This is a genomic window from Nitrospira sp. (assembly GCA_030653545.1).
In the GTDB taxonomy this organism is placed as follows: Bacteria; Nitrospirota; Nitrospiria; order Nitrospirales; family Nitrospiraceae; genus Nitrospira_D.
Window position 1 is genome coordinate 1 of record JAURZE010000028.1, and the last position, 16,170, is coordinate 16,170.

The window sequence follows — 16,170 nt, forward strand, 5'->3', positions numbered from 1 at the left end:
GATCGTTCCGCCCCGCCCCCGCCCTTGGAGGTTTCGCCCTGCGGGCCGGTGGCGCCGCGGTCACCGAAATTCTGTCCCTCGCGCACTCCCTTCCGCGCCTCGCTGTCTCGCAACGTTTGTAATTGCTCCTGCAATGATGAAATATCCGGAGAGAGATCGGTCGCCTTCATGCCGAGCTGTTCCTTGGTCACGTTGAGCACCACGTTGCCTTGCTCCTTGTTCACCTTGAACGAACTCCAGGGATAGGCCTTCATTTGGCCGGTATCGCCGATTGAGATCATCGCGTACTCAATACGCTTGGTCTCCGAATCCATGATGAGTTGTTCCAACTTCCCCAGCTCCTCACCTTTGGGATTCTTAACCGTGTCGCCGATCATCTCACTATTGACTTCCACCTTCTTCCCCCGGACCACCGGCATGATCGTATAGTTGCTGGGAATACCCCCGGCCTCGCCTTTGGTGTTGGTCATATCCGTCTCGCCGACCTTCGTCGCTCCCCGAGGCTTCGGTGACCCGCTCTCGCTCGAAGCGGTAGGATTGTCCGGCTTCATTTCGGCATGAGCAGGCATGCCGAATGGGAGGCTCACCAATCCCATCCCGATGAGTACGATAGCTATCTTTTTCATAATCCGATTTCCTTTGTGGGTGCGCAAGCACTGGTTGTTGAACACAATGACTAGATTGCCAGGCTAAACTGCCGGATCGCCTGTCGTCTGATCACTATTGCTCAGTTGAGACCGATCGATCCGGTAAGAACTCGCGCAGCCGGACCTAGACCGAATGGTCGTCTTTCCCTCGCAATGGGCCAGCGACGAATGTGCGTCCGCCCCCTCGATCAGTGATTTGCGCGAACCCTCCACCGATCGCGTCATCCCGGCGCTTCGCCACACAGGCGCAACACGAGTTGCTCAAGAGTGTCCTCATCTGTATGGACCACGCCGTTGAGGCAAAAGGTCGGCGTGCCTTTCACGCCGAACCGGCGGCCGCCCTCACGATCCCGCTCCACTCGCTTCGCATGCACACGGCCGGTGAGCTCCCGCTCAAATCGAGCGAGGTCGAGACGAAGCATCTCCGCGTACCGGCGGAGATCGTCTTGCGCCAACGCATCCTGATGTTCGAAGAGCAGATCGTGCATCGCCCAAAACTGCCCCTGGGCGCCGGCCGCTTCACTCGCTTCTGCAGCCTGTTGAGCCAAGGGATGTTTATGTATGAGCGGGAAATGGCGGAAGACCACCCGCAGTCGATCTCTGAGTCGATCTTGGAGACGGGTCACGATGGGAGAGGCGTGCCGACAGTACGGACATTCAAAATCGCAATACACCACCACGGTGACCGCCGCCGTGTCAGGCCCGACGATATGATCGTCGTCCCGGATGGGAAGGGTCTGGTCCGCGCGGTCAGGGGATGGGCTCATGCGAGTGCGTTCCTTACCGTCATCGTGCAGGCCTCAACGAATAGAACCCTTCGCCGGCCTGTGGCTAGAGAGACTCCTGCGCCATGGCACGCGTAGCTGCCCGTAGTCTTCAGCTGTATCAATATCCGTCATGCCCTTGGGAAATGGGACAGGCACAACCTCAGACGCGTGAGCGGCAATGAGGCGTTTCGCCCCGGCTGCGCCGCTCATTGTCGCGAGTTCCATAAAATACTCGCGCCCGAACAACGCCGGCACGCCCAAGGTTCCGTCATACTCCGAAGCGATTATCCCTTTGCCGGCCGTATGATAGGCCGTGACAAGGTTGTTGATGACGGCAGCCGTCACATAGGGCTGGTCGCACAGCATCAAGATCACAGCCCCGGTGTCTCCCGTTGAACCATCTGAGGTAGTGAGTGCTGCCAATCCAGCCTGGATCGACGACCCCAGGCCATCGGCCCACCGTTCGTTCAAGACAGATCGTACCTGCAGATCGTCGATTTCGCGATGGAGCCGGCTCGCATACGCCCCCAGCACCACGAAGATAGGTCCGCAGCGAGACTCGATGGCCACCGATGCGGCATGCCGCAACAAGGAATGGCTGCCATAGATGAGCAGCTGCTTGGGTCTCCCCATACGTGTCGACGCCCCCGCAGCAAGGACAATGATGGCCGTGGACGGACCACGTCGTTGCCCTCTGATACCCGGCGCATTGCTGGCTTCGTCAATACGCATAGCCACAAGACAGCGCTCCTTGTATGGTACCTGATACGGGAATCACCTCAACGCCGTGGCGCTCCTCATGCAGAGGCCTTTCCCGGGTCCTCAGCATCCCGCCCAGCCGGCCTGTGAGAACGGCCTGAATCTCGGCGATCACCGCGAGCGCGATCTCATCAGGAGTGTCCGCTCCGATATCGAGACCCATGGGACCATAGATCTGGCCCAGTCGGCTTTGGCTCAGGACGACGCCTAGGTTCTGAATTCCGTCCAACAATCTCTGAGCCCTCTGCTTGGGCCCGAGCAGACCGAGGTATAGCAGCGGCGACGGGATCAACGCCATCAGCAGTTCGGCGTCATGAAGAAAGTTATGGGTCATCACCACCGCGACTGTGCCTCGATCTAACGGAATGCGCTTACAGACCTCCTCCGGCCGGCAGACGATCAGCGCATCCGCTAAGGGAAACCGCGTCCGGATCGCGTGACCTGGGCGAGGATCGACCACGGTCACGTGCCACCCCAATTCCTTCGCAAGCCGGACAACAGGTACCGCATCGTATCCCGCACCCAACACAATGAGGGGGACCGGTGGCTGAACAATCTCGATGAACACCTGAGCGCACCCTGCGGCCAGCTCATACCTCTTGATTGTCGAACGACCGTCTGCAAGCGCCTGCCGGGAGTCGTTCCCGATCGCCTCCGCCAGAGCATCATTCCCGATGTCATGGATCGCAGGCTTCTGTCCGCTCAGCAGCAACCGATTGCCGATCGTCGCCTTCATAGGGCCTTCCACAGCAAACAGGGTTGCGATAATTCCTCTGTGCCTCAGAGAGAGACAGTCGGCAAGGAAGGCCAGCACGTCTACGTTTCCCCTGGTGGGAAGAGGCTCAATGAGCACGTCTATAATCCCATTGCAGCCGAGATTGAATTCCCAGACGATGTCATCGCCAGACATCGCATCGTAGGTGACCACCCTGGGTTCGTTCGATTGCAGCACCCGCTGAGCATGATTGAGCACATCGCGCTCAAGGCAGCCGCCGCTTACCGAACCGACCGTTCGGCCGTCGGCTGCGATCAGCATCCGCGCGCCGGGCCGCCGGTAGGCGGATCCCGCGACGTTGACAACGGTCGCAAGTGCCATCCGCAGACCTCGCTGTGCCATGGCCCCATGGGCCTCTATGATCGACTGCAGCTCGTTCACATTCCTCCTTGCCACATACGTCCTCCGGTCCAGCATCGCGGAGCCTGCGCGGACGGCGTTCCTTCCCGCGCGAAGCTGTCGTTACTTCTCCTTGCGCCGTTTGGCGACCTGATCCGGCGTCAAGGTCGAAGCGCGGGCGCCGAATCGACCGGTCACATAGTTCACCACGGCGGCAATTTCCGCGTCGGAATAGGCTCTGCCGAACGCGGGCATGAACATGTTGCCTTGTGGAGACTCGAGGCTGGATCCATGCAGGATGACCTGCGTCAGATTGACCCCAGTTGGATCGTTGACGGTTCGATTGCCGAGGAGATCGGCATAGGGCGACTGGGCGCCGCTGCCGTTCCAATGATGGCAGCTCGCACAGGCGCCTTCGAACACCCGGAGGCCCAGATCCCCATCGGTGGTAGCGGAATGCTGCGGGCCCTTCATGCCAACCTGTGGTCCTATTGCACCGGGGCGTCCTTGCACAACCGCAAGATCGCCCGGCTCATGAATGGGTGGAACGGTTTTCAGATACACCACCATCGCGCGGATATCGTCGCCTGTCAGGAAACGGAGGCTGTTATTCAGAACAAGGCCCATCGGTCCCCCCGCCGTACTGCGTCCATCGGCGTGCCCACGTGAGAGATAGTCTGCGAGCTCATCGTCGGACCAGGCGCCGATCCCGGACTGTCGGTCGGACGTCATGTTGTAGGCCTTCCATCCCTCGATCATCTCGCCCCCGAACTTTTTGCGGGCATCCAGCCCCTGGAGCAATGTTCTCGGCGTATGGCATTCTCCGCAATGTCCGAGCGCTTCGACCAGATAGGCTCCTCGATTCCACGCCGGCGCGCGATCGATGTTCGGCTGAAAACGCTGCGCGGGGTTGTAGAGCACATCCCAGAACCACATCAGATATCGCTGGTTGAACGGAAACCACAGGGCATTGTCCGGTGGCACGTGCCGGACCGGCTTGAGACTGAAGAGATAGGCCTTGATCGATAGGACATCCTCGCGTGCGAGCAGGGTATACGCGGGATACGGGAACGCGGGATAGAGACGCTTGCCGTTTCGTCCGATGCCCTCGTGCATCGCGTGGACAAACTCGTCATCGGTCCACTCGCCGATCCCGGTTTCCTTGTCCGGCGTAATGTTCGTCGAATAGAGCGTGCCGACCGGCAACGTGAACGCCCGTCCCCCGGCAAACGGCTTGCCGAACGGAGTCGTATGGCAGCCGATGCAGTCGGCGGCGCGTGCGAGATACTCGCCGCGAGCCGCCCAATCGGCTCCTGCAACGCCTGGCGGCGCGCCGGTAGGATCGCTTTCCCGATAATCTGCCAACGCGACCCGCGTCCCGCCGGCAAAGTCCGTGGGCCCATCCGGGCGCAACATACACCCGCTGACGGCTGTAATGAGCGACAGTCCGAGAAGGACGAACCGATGCGTACGACTAAAGCCCGTCACAGCACCCTCCTCCGCCATGCGACACGTCATTCCACGCGGGTGACCGGCAACTTCCGTATCCGCTTTCTGGTCGCCGCGAAAATCGCGTTGGTCAATGCCGGCGCCACTGCCGAGGTACCGGGCTCACCGATGCCGCCCGGCGCTTCGGCGCTCTCCACCAGGTACACCTCGATCGCCGGTGCCTCGTTGATCCGCATGATACGGTAGTCGTTGAAATTGCTCTGCTCGACGCGGCCATTCTTCAACGTGATCTCGCTGAAGAGTGCGGCGGTGAGGCCGAAGATAATGCCACCTTCCATCTGCGCCCTCACCGTGTCCGGGTTGACCACCACACCGCAGTCCACGGCGCACACGACACGTATCACGCGCACTTCGCCGTTCTTGGCAACCCGGACTTCGGCGACCTGGGCCACATAACTGCCGAATACAAACTGAACCGACACGCCGCGGCCATGGCCTTCCGGCAGAGACCGCCCCCAACCCGCCTTCTCCGCAGCCAGATCGAGCACCGCCTGGGCACGTGGAGATGGGCCGAGCAGGGCGCGCCGGTATTCCACGGGATCTTTCTTCGCCGCCGCCGCCAACTCGTCGATAAAACTCTCGACCACGAAGACGTTGTGGGTCGGCCCGACACCGCGCCAAAACCCAGTGGGAATGCCGGGAGGCTCTTGCCTCACATATTCCATCAGCATGTGGGGCAGGGCATAGGGCGGCGGAGGCTTCGCGGCGCCTTCCAGTACATCGGGATCGAGTCCATCCTTGAATGCCGGCGGGTGCCATCGCGCGTAGATCGATGACCCCGTACTGCGATGGCTCCATGCGACCGGCATCCCCTCGTCGTCGAGACCGGCAGCCATCCGGTCGTAGTAGTAGGGCCGATACACGTCGTGCTGAATATCTTCTTCCCGCGTCCACACCACCTTCACGGGACCCTCGACTTGCTTCGCAATCTGCGCGGCCAAGGTAATGAAGTCCACCTCCAGCCGCCGGCCGAACCCGCCACCCAAGAGTTGATTGTGCACCCGGATCTTCTCTACAGGCAGGCCGGTCACTTCGGCGACGGTCGCCTGTGCGCGCGCGAGAACCTGCGAGCCAACCCACACATCGCAGCCGTCCTTGCGGACGTGCACCGTGCAATTCACCGGCTCCATCGTCGCATGTGCGAGGAACGGCATTTGGTACACCACCTCGACCTTCTGCGCCGCGTCGGCCATGGCCCTGGCCACATCACCGTCCTTGCGTGCGATCACGCCTGGCCTCAATAGGGCGGCTTCGAGCTGCTGCACGATGTCGGAGGTGCTGAGCCCGGCGTTGGGGCCTTCGTCCCACTCGATGTCGAGCGCGGCCAGCCCCTGCTTGGCCGCCCACATATGGTCGGCAATCACCGCCACGGCATGGTCGAGCCGCACCACCTGATGGACACCCTCGATCTTCTTGGCTTTGCTCTCGTCAACAGAGACAAGTCTGCCGCCGAACACCGGGCAAGCTGCGACGGTGGCGATTTTCATGCCGGGAACCTTGATGTCGATGCTGAATTGCGCCTTGCCGTTGACCTTGTCGGGACTGTCGAGACGCTTGGCGGAGGTACCAATGAGCGTGAAGTCCTTGGAGTCCTTGAGCACAACGTGACTAGGCATGGGCACCTTCGCCGCCCTATCGACTAAGGCTCCATAGGCGAGCCTGCGGCCGCTCGTGACATGGATCACCTCCCCCTTCCTCGCGCGGCAAGATGAAGGGTCCACCTTCCAGGTTTTTGCCGCAGCGGACAGGAGCATGAGGCGCGCGGTGGCTCCGGCCTGGCGGAGCGGTTCCCATGAGGCGCGCACGGAGGTCGAGCCGCCCGTGGCCTGAATGTGAAAAATCGAGTTGGCATAATGCCGTTCGTCGGGAGGAGCTGCCTCGAGAGAGACGTGCGCAAGGTCCACCTCCAACTCTTCGGCAATCAGCATCGGAATCGACGTGTAGGTGCCCTGCCCCATTTCGACATAAGGCATGATCAGGGTGACGCGGCCGTCACGACCTATACGGATGAATGCGTTGGGCATGAACTGCTCTGCGGTCGTCGCCCCGGCCATCCCAGGGAGCAGAAAGCTCAAGAGAAGGCCTCCGCCGGCGACCGCGCTCACCTTCAGAAACGTACGACGGGAAATACTCCCCCCGGCCACGGCTCCGGGATCGCGCTTCGGTTCATTCACTGGGCGTTCAACATCCATACTGAGTGGCCTTGCACATGTACCTAGGAAAGCTGCGCCGCTCGCTTAATCGCGGCGCGGATTCGCACATAGGTTCCACAACGGCAAATCGCACTGGACATGGCCGCGTTGATGTCGGCATCGTCGGGCTGAGGTGTGGCAGCCAGCAACGCTGCCGCGCACATGATCTGGCCCGGCTGACAATATCCGCACTGCACCACCTCCAGATCCAGCCAGGCTTTCTGTACCCTCGCCCCGATCGGTGTCCGGCCGATCGCCTCAATGGTCACGACCTTCCTTCCTCTGACAGACCCCACAGGCAAAACGCACGATCGCATCGGCTGACCATCCACATGCACGGTGCAGATGCCGCACTGGGCAATCCCGCAGCCGAACTTCGTGCCGGTCATGCCAAGCACATCCCGCAAGACCCAGAGCAATGGCATGTCCTCCGGGACATTGACGTCATGATCCTCGCCGTTAATATTTAGTGCGAACATCGCGGTCCCTCTTCCCAGGCAAGTACCGACAGCCGGAGTGCCTACTGACCTGCACGTAAATCTCGCTCGAGGTCGCCGAGAAGCATAGGGGACGGCCGACCGCAACTTCGGCCTGCCATGGCATCGATTCCACCGCCGAGCCCGTCGGAAGCCTTGCGCAGCCTGCTATTTCGACTGGATCATGCTCTTGGTTTTGCGCGTGGCCTCTCTTCCTTCTTCAGGACCCGCCAGGTCATAGAATCGGTATACCGTCCCTATCCACTCCTGGTTCGACATATCCGGCCACTGGTCTTTGGGGAAACCCGGGGCATCTTTGAGGACTTTCTGGCTCACGTCGAGGACGAGATACTTCTGGTTTTCACTCACGCTCAGCGCGTCCCACGGAACGGCAAAATACTTGTCTCCGATTCCGAGAAACCCCCCGAAGTCCAGCACGGCATATACAATGTCTCCTCCGAGCGGATCGATGACGAGGTCTTTAATATCTCCCAGCCCTTTGCCTTCAATATCTTGCACGGGTGCGCCGATCAGGTTGCTGGCCTTCAGAACGCCGCTCTTATCGCGCGCGGCATAGGCCGGATCGAGCGCGACGGTCGTCCAAAGAACAAGCACCGCGAGCGCTATCCCTAACAGTTTCATCTTGGCCTCCTTGCAGAAAGTGTTCTTCCACAACGGCATCCTTGGATGACTAGGCTCGCACCGGTCCCGCAAATTTCCGGCGAACCACCAGAATCAGAATGGCACCGAGCAGGGCCATGAAAAAGCCTGCCGGATCGTCTTCTCCATACCATCCTAAGCCGCGCCCGATGAATCCACCGAGGAGCGCGCCCGCGATGCCTAATAGAATCGTCAGAATCACCCCTCCCGGATCCGGCCCCGGTGTCACAAACTTGGCCGCTACTCCGACGATGAGTCCGAACACAATCCAGCCCACGATCGTCATAACGTCACCTCCTCAGTTATCTCGCATGAATGGCGGCATACGTCGATTGCGTATCGATGAACGCGTGGATGCCAGATCGAACCATCGCTATGGCACGCGCCCGCGTGACGGAACTCCCTGCGCTAAAAGACTGTATCCACTGTGCCCGGGAACCTCCAGGCGATCTGATCACAATTGCTCATCGGTGAGAGAATGAAGCGAGAGGCGGCGGCGCCCGGCCTGCCCGCATCGACCCTGTCTCATCGAGCGAGGACTGTTTCTTCTATAAGGGCGGCGTACGCTTTCGCCACCGATCCGGCAGGATAGACATGCATGAGAAACGGCGTCTCCCACTCGTCGTCGGTCGGATCATGTTCTTCCGATACGATCACACGCCGCAGATGCGCTTCGTATGCCGCGAATACCTTCCGCCCCACGGAGCCGACTGGTCCGATATGGCCGTCCGGCGTAATGGTCCCGGTAATGGTTCGGTCGGTGGGGATGAATTTGCCTTCGGCCAGCGCGATCACACTCAAGCCGACCATGGCCGAGAGGCTGTTTCCGTAAATCGTGACGCCGTTGTAGGGAAGGGACAACATGACTGTCCAAGAATCGGTGGATAGCCGGAGCGCGTGAGCCGCGCGGCGGATGGCCTGCTCCACCGAGGTTTGAGCCATCGGTGAAAAGCGGCCGGATTTTGTCCTGAAGTGAACCGCCAGACCGCCCCGATCGTTGCGGTCTTCAAACGACAACACCAGATACGCAACCGTCCCGCCCGGTTCCCGATCCATCGTCATACACAGGATAGGAATGAGCAACTCTCTTTGCCCGGTCCATGCCCCCGCTTCCATCACCTGAGCCGCGATCAGGCAGCACAGCGCCAGACAGCTCCCAAGGAGGCGGCACCCCTGTTTATTGCGCTTCTGTGTATGACGATCGCTCATCTGACCTTCTCGCCCGCCGTCGCTGAATAGACCGGTCCTCTGGTAGAACTGCAATGTCCTTCACAACCCGGAGAATCTCGTCCGCTTTCTGTGCTTGCTATAGTGACCGTGCCCTCATAGGGCTGAGACCGAACGGCCTTCATTCGCTTCGCGCTCTTCTGCCAGCCCCTCTATTCCGAAGAGGGGCTGGCCGGCCCGGTCAGTTTGTGCCGAGGCTGCGAAGGAAGAGCACGATGTCGGCGCGTTGGGCGGCGTCCGACAGATAGAACGGATGCGGAGCCGTGGCACCGCGGCTGGGGTCGAGCAACGCCTCCAATGACGGTACGGTGTTATCATGCAAGAACACCGGCTTGCGATCGAGGTCGAGCAACAAGGGCAACGCGGTCCCGCGCTCAAGGCCTCTGATGCTGGCATTGACGACAGCCATCTTATCGTCAAAGAACACGCCCGGCGTATCGAGGATCGGGTTCAAGGGCGGCGTGCGTTGAGGCAATAACACGACGGGATTATCTCCCGGGAAAATAGTTTTCATCGGCACAATAAATGTGGGGACAAACTTACCCTGATCGACATTGTGGCAGTTCGTGCAACTGTTGGACTGGAACGCCGTGCGCCCGCGCGCGATCACGACGGGATCGCCTGCCTTGCCGGCGGGCGCGGCAAGCGCAAACAGAAACGCATTCATGTCGTTGAGCTTGGTCTCGTCGACGCGGATTCCCAGTGGAAATTCTTCCGTCCCGGCTAGGGCGGGATTCCCCGGCGCGGCCGCCTGGACAAAGGGAAATGGTCCGGTCACGCCGGTGGCCGCCAGCACAAGCGCGTAATCGGCTGCGATCTCGCTGCCCGCGGCGCTCCCGCCCAGTTTTTGCAAGAATGCGAGACCTCCGGGCGTCAAGATCGTGGTGGGGTCGAGAAGCGCCGTGTAGACCAGATTGCTGAAGTTATCCAGCTTGGCGATTGCGCCTTCACTGCCGTAGGGATGCGCGAGGTCCTGCCTGAACAGCGGCATATTGTGCATCGGGTCGCCGTTGCCGTCGATCGAGTCGTCGAACATGCCGATCGGGTAAAACGCTTTGTTGCTCAAGTAGGCATCGACTTCAGCTTCGGTCGAGTTTTCGGTGAGACCCGTGGGAGCGCGCCCCAGCGTGGCGCCGCCGTTCGCGGCCAGGGCCAATTGAAGCGCCGGGTAATAGGCCCGCGAATTCATGCCCACCGAGACCAGCGTGCCGAAGTCGAGAGTATGCGGCGCGAGCCCGTCCAGCCGGTGTCCGATCGATCCTCCGTTGGGGATATTCAAGGCCGAACCGTCGGTCACGGTGTGACAGAGCGCGCAACTCGCCCCCACCTTGTCGCCTTGCAAAATGTTGATCACGCCGTTGCCGCTGGTGTCCTTGGCCGGCAAGCCGATCACCGCGTTCGCATTGATCAGCGCGACGGTTGTCGCCGGATCGTTGAGAATCGTCGAGGTCTGACCGCTCGGATCGGCTTGCAGTTCTGCGGTCAAGGCAGCAACTGTCCCGGCATCGAGCGCGTCGATATCGACGTGAAGGCCGAGGGCCAAAGCCTGGAGGGGCGTCACTCCCGCCGCCACAATGCCGGCCGGCAACCGAATCGCATCGGTCCAGAACCGCTCGTTGCCGAATGTTTCAGAGCGAAACACGGTCCGGCCGTTCGCCACGTTTCCCAGTGTATGCGCAGGCGGTGATCCGGGGTTGGCCGGACCCGCCGAGGGCCCGCTCGCCGACGGGGGCGGCGCGCTGTCATTGTTGGAGCTATTGCAGCTGGCGAGAATCCCCACAATGGCCAGACATCCCAAAACTCGATGTTTCCAAAGACTGTGCGAATTCATTTCGACTCCTCCGTATATTTTTACTGCTCGTTGATTGAGCGAACCATTTGTATCATGGAGGGTTCACTATGCAGGCCGAACGGGACTCACGCTGCTCACTTTTGCTCTTCGCCGGCTTCGCCGTAACATATGGCTTCCCTCCGTGTCCTCTAAATCGTGATGGCTGTCACACAAGAAATTCTGAGATCCGAGAACCACGGTCGTGCACAGGGAGCAGCGCAGGTGGACGTCGCCATGCAGTCGGCCGCCTCACGTTCGATGATCGCCCGGCGCACTTCGTCGAATTAAGCTGGGTGGACGTCCCGGACTCGAATAGGTGTTTACGGCAGACATTGACGGGTGACGCGCAAACGTTCTTACGATCCGTCGGGTGAATGTCGGTCAAAATGCGGTCGAGGACAGGTTTGAGCGAGTGTCTCTTCGCCTCCTCGGGGCGATGCTCCAGAGCCGCATGAAGCGACGGGAACGCGCGAGAATATGCAAAAGATCGGCACCAGCGAGTCCGATGCGTTGAGTTGCCCATGATCGGAATGAAAATGCCGATGCTTCGCCACATCGAGTCTCTCAAGAACCTGCCCATCCCGCTTGTTGAGATAGGTCAATTTTTCGATCGGTCGGCCAACAGAATGATGTCCGGGGCGCCAGAGGATCAGCCGGCAATCCTGACGCAAGCCCGTTCAGCCTTCGTATCGCCATCGGGTACGCTGCATTGTTCAACGGGCACCAATCGATAGTCGCGGGGCAACAATCTGATCGTTACCCCGTCATAGTGGTACGGAATGACGAGGTAACGGCTGTTGTGTATATAGAGCACGTTCGGCCCTTGCTCAGTCTTGTGAAGCGTGAGCAGGGGGTGTGGAGCACCATTTGGACGGCTCGCCGCTCAAGCCGGTGATTCCGCGGGCTGACGCCCGAGCGCGGCCGAAAGATTTCGGCGGCGCTCGGGACCGGGTTTACCCGCGGTTCAGACCTTCGGCGTTGCGACAGCGGCTTCACCGGACGTCGCAATATCCTGCGCGCCGGCCTGCTTGAAAATAGCCTCGGCACGACTGGTCTCTGCCGAATTTTCCGAATGCACCGAGATCAGAATGTTCCCCTCTTTCAGCTTGCCCTCGTAACGCTTGGCCTCATACTCAGGAATGCCCATTCCCACAAGCGCTCCCGTAATCCCTCCCAGGGTGGCTCCGACTGCCGCGCCCCCCAACATCGCCATGATCGGGCCGGCCGCGACAAACGGGCCGATGCCCGGGATCGCCAGAGCGCCGATGCCCGCCAGCCAGCCCAAGGCACCGCCCATGACACCCCCCGCGCCGGCGCCGGTCGCAGCCCCTTCAGGAGCCTTGGTGTTCTTTTCGTGGGCGAAATCTTTGGTCCCCTGATTGTCGGGAAAGAGAGCAGAGATGTCGGTGTTCGAGAATCCGGAATTTTTGAGACGGTCCACGATTTGCTCCGCCTGCGTATAGGTTGTCGCGATACAAAACACTGATGTTTTAGCCATCTTGTGCTCCTTGTTCGATGAAGGGGTGTGGGATCGATGCTACGGACCGGTCGTTTCAAGTTTATTGTCTACATTCTTGAGCCCGACCACCTTGCCGGCCATTGTTAGAATGCGCTCGCGCTCATGAACATTTTTCACCGGTCCTCGCAAGGTCGTCTTGCCGCCCAGCGTCACGATCTTGATATTCTGGGCATTCATCGACAACGTCTTGTCTGCCATAAGCGCCTTGCGAATCTGCCGGGTCACATCCACGTCATGCTGGCTACCTTGAGCCTGATCAGCGGGAGTGAGCGTCGCGTCGTCATTATCACGAACGTTCTTTTCTGTATTATCGGCGGAAACGGACGGCGGCGAGACCGTTTCGGCGGCGGTAAGAGTGTAACTGGAGACGAAGACGCAACCGAGAAACCCGGCGGTGGCAAGGCCTCTGGAAACGATGAGGCTGAGGGTAAATGTCTTCATAATATTCCCATTACTGTGATGTGTTATGGAACGGAAGGTCGCGACGCGTCCCGTGGCCTGCACAGATATTCCGGCCTTCGACAAGAAGCGTCTTATAGCCTACACTCCCCTTCCTTCCTTGCTGCGACGAGGGGCACCCATCTAGTGAATCTAGCTGGGCGCCCCATGTGCCGCAGCGCCAGCGCTATTTGATTTCGTGCACCTTCCCGGTCATGGCATCAACGTAGACTTTGTGGGTCTTACTCCCGTCCACGATCTCAATCTTGTAGACGATGCGGCCGTCTTCCTTCCCCATATCGGCTTCAACCGTTTTGCCAGGGCGTGCCTGCTCCGCGGTCTTAATCGCCTCGACCATACTGACGGTCGCCTTTTCACTGAGCGCCCTGTCAGATTCGAACAGCGCCCATGCCGGGGCCGTGCCGGCACCGAGCAGAAGCGCCAATCCAACCGAGATCATTTCCTTCTTCATACCGTTCCTCCTTTGTTCGGATGTGGAAGTTGACTGCACTGATAGGACTCAATCGCCTACGCGCAATTATGAGGAGAGCACCGGCCGCAGTCTGGTCTCCATTGCTCACCGTCTTGGCGCCGACAGGGGAGCCCCGCCAGGTTGGTCCCAGCCGCCGTCGGCAAAAGTGCGCCGGGCCCGGAAGCCGAGTGCGGCCCGATCGCTTTTTCAAAGCCGGGAAGCACCGCCTTGAAGAACGCGTTTTTCACCAAATTGACGACGGTTTGCCACGTCGTGATCCGGGGGTTTTCCAGGGTGCCCGATAGATCCGTCTTGGTTGCGACTTCCTCCCGTGGTGTGTTTTCAAGCAGCTTGGCCACGCCTCCGACCAGGCCCTCATAGAGTTGGTGAAACAGATTTTTCTCTTTGTCTTGCCGCGCATCGAAGACCTTGATGTCTTTGAAGAGCGGCTTGAGGTACCCCTCGACCCAGCCGTTCTTGACGGTGAGCTCCGAATACAGCGAAAACTGGCCGGCGGTAACATCGAAGTTGCCATAGGCGCGGAGCAAATCGTTCATCGCCCGCATCTGAGTCTTCTCAATCTTCGTGTTCAGAGAGAAGTCCGGAGATTTCGTCTCAGGCCGAAAGGTCCCGCTGACTAGGGTATTGCCGGTGCCCATGAACTTCCCCGTAAGAGTAACGGTGCCGCTGCCTTCGGTGAGATGATTGCTGATGTGATCGAGGTGGAGTTCGCCTTGGCTTAAAAACACGCGGTACGGTGGCTTGGCCGCTTCGTCGACAAAGCCGAATTCGCTGTTCTTGATTTCCGCGTGATCGATCAGGATCAGTGTCTCCGGCTTATTCTGGAGCTTCCTGGCGGTCGTCACGGCAGCCTGACCCACCCGGGGTTCTTTGCCCTTCGTCTCGGAGGTGTGTACGTAATCCAGGCGGACATTCTCAATCGTCAGCGCCTTCAAGTTCGCCTTTGTCTCGCCTTCGGCGGTGTATTCCAGGTGCCCGTCAGCCGAGAGTACCCCGCCGCTTATCTGAACATTGTAACGCCCTGTGACGGAAAGCAGGGGCTCGAGCGCGACCTCCCGCAAGGCCAAATCGACCTTGATGCCTACATGCGGCTCGGCCAGGAAATTGGCGCGGCCTGTCATCTCCACCCGTCCTGCGCCGAAGAGATTGCCGTCAAGGGCGAGCTCGGAAGGATAGGTGTCATCGGGGGACCGGATGTTCCGAATATTTCCCGCGAGAAGATTCAGATGTGTCATTCGCAGGGGTTTAGACGGATCCTGATCCAAGTACGTCACGTCGGCGTCGGCGATTTTAAACTCGTTGATCTTGATGGGATAAAACGAATAGATTCCCTCTCGCCACCCCTGCTCGCGGCTTGCTTCTCCTTCCTGCAAGCCGCTGGTGGCCTGCGGGAGAGTGATGTGAAGGGTCGGGCGGGTGATGAGATAGTCACTCACCACCACCCCGGAGAAAATCCGGCTCCATTGAATGCTGAGACGCCATCTGGGAATGACCGCAACCGGTGGATCAGGATGCTCGATTTGCGTCATGGTCAATTGCCGGATCTCGAGAGCCAGGGTAGGAGAGAGGGCCGCTTCGGCCACCGTAAATTTATAGCCCTGCACATGCTCGTTGAGTTGCCGCTCAATGAATGAGGGCAATGCTCTATTCACCATCAGCAGGGCGGCGGCGGCCAACAGACAGACAACGATGACCGTCAGCGCCGACCACTTGAAGGCCGGCGCCATCGTTACCCGGATGGCTGAGAGCCGCCATGCATGCAGGGTATCTGCGGTAGCCATGCTGCCCTGTATTTCCCTCGTGATTGTCCGCCAGATGCTCGTCGAAGGGTGTGCGATTCTGTCTAGTTTCGACCAGTGAAAGGGGCGCCGGGAGGATCACCCCCGCCGCCCCTCCAAGGAAACAGATTCTTCTACCGACCGATATCGGTAGAGCCGGAGGAGCCGGTCTTCCCGGAATCATTCATTGAGTCGGACTTGCGTCCGGATTCTTTGCTCTGCCCGGCCTCAGTGCCACGGGCCGACCGGATCGACAATGCGCGATTCTGGTCGTTCACGGTCGCTTCAATGCGATCACCCTGGTTGAAAGTCCCAGTCTTTTGCGTGTTGCCGTCGATCTGCAAATGCACTTCTTTCCCATCCTGCCCCTTCACAAAATAATTGTCGCCTTCAACGCGGACCACTTCTCCCTTAATCGTTTTGCCCGCGTCCGAATGCGCGCCCTTCATCTGATCATTCTTCTGATGATCTGCCGACCCGCCCTTGGGGTCGGCGGCGCCGGACATTTCATTGGCCGCCAATGCGTTATGGGACAAGCCCATGCACAACACGGCGCCGCACGACAAAAGACCGACGAATTTTGGAATTGATACCATTGGATGCCTCCTGAGGTTAAGGTGAACACACTTTCCACATGCGTCACTCTACGTCTCCCAACGATTCAGCGAACCTCGGAAAGCGCCTAGTTTTTAACGCGACGCCGCCTAGTCGGAGAAGGCCGAAGAGGGAGGGACGGTGAAGCGGAAACTGTGCAAGTATG

The 16,170-nt window shown here is 59.8% G+C and carries 16 protein-coding genes; all 16 read right to left on the reverse strand.

Translation table 11 applies throughout. The features are described from left to right. Positions 1-626 (reverse strand): PRC-barrel domain-containing protein (locus Q7U39_14890; GenBank protein ID MDO9119245.1); only part of this gene is annotated, 626 nt, incomplete at its 3' end. A 242-nt stretch (positions 627-868) separates the two neighbouring features. Continuing rightward, the gene (locus Q7U39_14895) at positions 869-1,414 is read right to left on the reverse strand and encodes a thioredoxin domain-containing protein (GenBank protein ID MDO9119246.1); all 546 of its coding nucleotides are present in this window, start codon (positions 1,412-1,414) and stop codon (positions 869-871) included. A 33-nt stretch (positions 1,415-1,447) separates the two neighbouring features. Continuing rightward, positions 1,448-2,146 carry a nucleotidyltransferase family protein gene (locus Q7U39_14900; GenBank protein ID MDO9119247.1) on the reverse strand — a complete coding sequence of 233 codons (699 nt, stop codon included), beginning with the start codon at positions 2,144-2,146 and terminating at the stop codon, positions 1,448-1,450. Continuing rightward, a complete protein-coding gene (locus tag Q7U39_14905; protein MDO9119248.1) occupies positions 2,136-3,329 on the reverse strand; it encodes an XdhC family protein in 1,194 nt (397 codons plus the stop codon). The genes Q7U39_14900 and Q7U39_14905 overlap by 11 nt, the downstream gene beginning before the upstream one ends. A gap of 81 nt (positions 3,330-3,410) precedes the next feature. Further along, positions 3,411-4,775 carry a cytochrome c gene (locus tag Q7U39_14910; protein MDO9119249.1) on the reverse strand — a complete coding sequence of 455 codons (1,365 nt, stop codon included), beginning with the start codon at positions 4,773-4,775 and terminating at the stop codon, positions 3,411-3,413. A 26-nt stretch (positions 4,776-4,801) separates the two neighbouring features. After that, positions 4,802-6,988 (reverse strand): xanthine dehydrogenase family protein molybdopterin-binding subunit, encoded by a 2,187-nt coding sequence (locus Q7U39_14915; protein MDO9119250.1) that lies wholly within the window; start codon positions 6,986-6,988, stop codon positions 4,802-4,804. A 23-nt stretch (positions 6,989-7,011) separates the two neighbouring features. Beyond that, positions 7,012-7,467, reverse strand: coding sequence for a (2Fe-2S)-binding protein (locus Q7U39_14920; GenBank protein ID MDO9119251.1), 456 nt, complete (start codon positions 7,465-7,467; stop codon positions 7,012-7,014). A gap of 165 nt (positions 7,468-7,632) precedes the next feature. Beyond that, positions 7,633-8,106 (reverse strand): PRC-barrel domain-containing protein, encoded by a 474-nt coding sequence (locus Q7U39_14925; protein ID MDO9119252.1) that lies wholly within the window; start codon positions 8,104-8,106, stop codon positions 7,633-7,635. A gap of 49 nt (positions 8,107-8,155) precedes the next feature. Continuing rightward, on the reverse strand, positions 8,156-8,410 hold the full coding sequence (locus Q7U39_14930) for a GlsB/YeaQ/YmgE family stress response membrane protein (protein ID MDO9119253.1): 255 nt from the start codon (positions 8,408-8,410) through the stop codon (positions 8,156-8,158). Positions 8,411-8,649: 239 nt separating this feature from the next. Next, a complete protein-coding gene (locus Q7U39_14935) occupies positions 8,650-9,333 on the reverse strand; it encodes a S16 family serine protease (protein MDO9119254.1) in 684 nt (227 codons plus the stop codon). 199 nt (positions 9,334-9,532) lie between these two features. Continuing rightward, a complete protein-coding gene (locus Q7U39_14940) occupies positions 9,533-11,182 on the reverse strand; it encodes a hypothetical protein (GenBank protein MDO9119255.1) in 1,650 nt (549 codons plus the stop codon). Positions 11,183-12,146: 964 nt separating this feature from the next. Beyond that, positions 12,147-12,680 (reverse strand): hypothetical protein, encoded by a 534-nt coding sequence (locus Q7U39_14945; protein ID MDO9119256.1) that lies wholly within the window; start codon positions 12,678-12,680, stop codon positions 12,147-12,149. A gap of 39 nt (positions 12,681-12,719) precedes the next feature. Then, complete coding sequence (locus Q7U39_14950) at positions 12,720-13,142, reverse strand: BON domain-containing protein (GenBank protein MDO9119257.1); 423 nt, start codon at positions 13,140-13,142, stop codon at positions 12,720-12,722. 184 nt (positions 13,143-13,326) lie between these two features. Continuing rightward, a complete protein-coding gene (locus tag Q7U39_14955; protein ID MDO9119258.1) occupies positions 13,327-13,611 on the reverse strand; it encodes a PepSY domain-containing protein in 285 nt (94 codons plus the stop codon). 56 nt (positions 13,612-13,667) lie between these two features. Continuing rightward, positions 13,668-15,413 carry a DUF748 domain-containing protein gene (locus Q7U39_14960; protein ID MDO9119259.1) on the reverse strand — a complete coding sequence of 582 codons (1,746 nt, stop codon included), beginning with the start codon at positions 15,411-15,413 and terminating at the stop codon, positions 13,668-13,670. Between the two features lie 131 nt (positions 15,414-15,544). Beyond that, entirely contained in the window at positions 15,545-16,006 is a 462-nt protein-coding gene (locus Q7U39_14965) for a hypothetical protein (protein MDO9119260.1), read from the reverse strand. Positions 16,007-16,170: the final 164 nt, after the last annotated feature.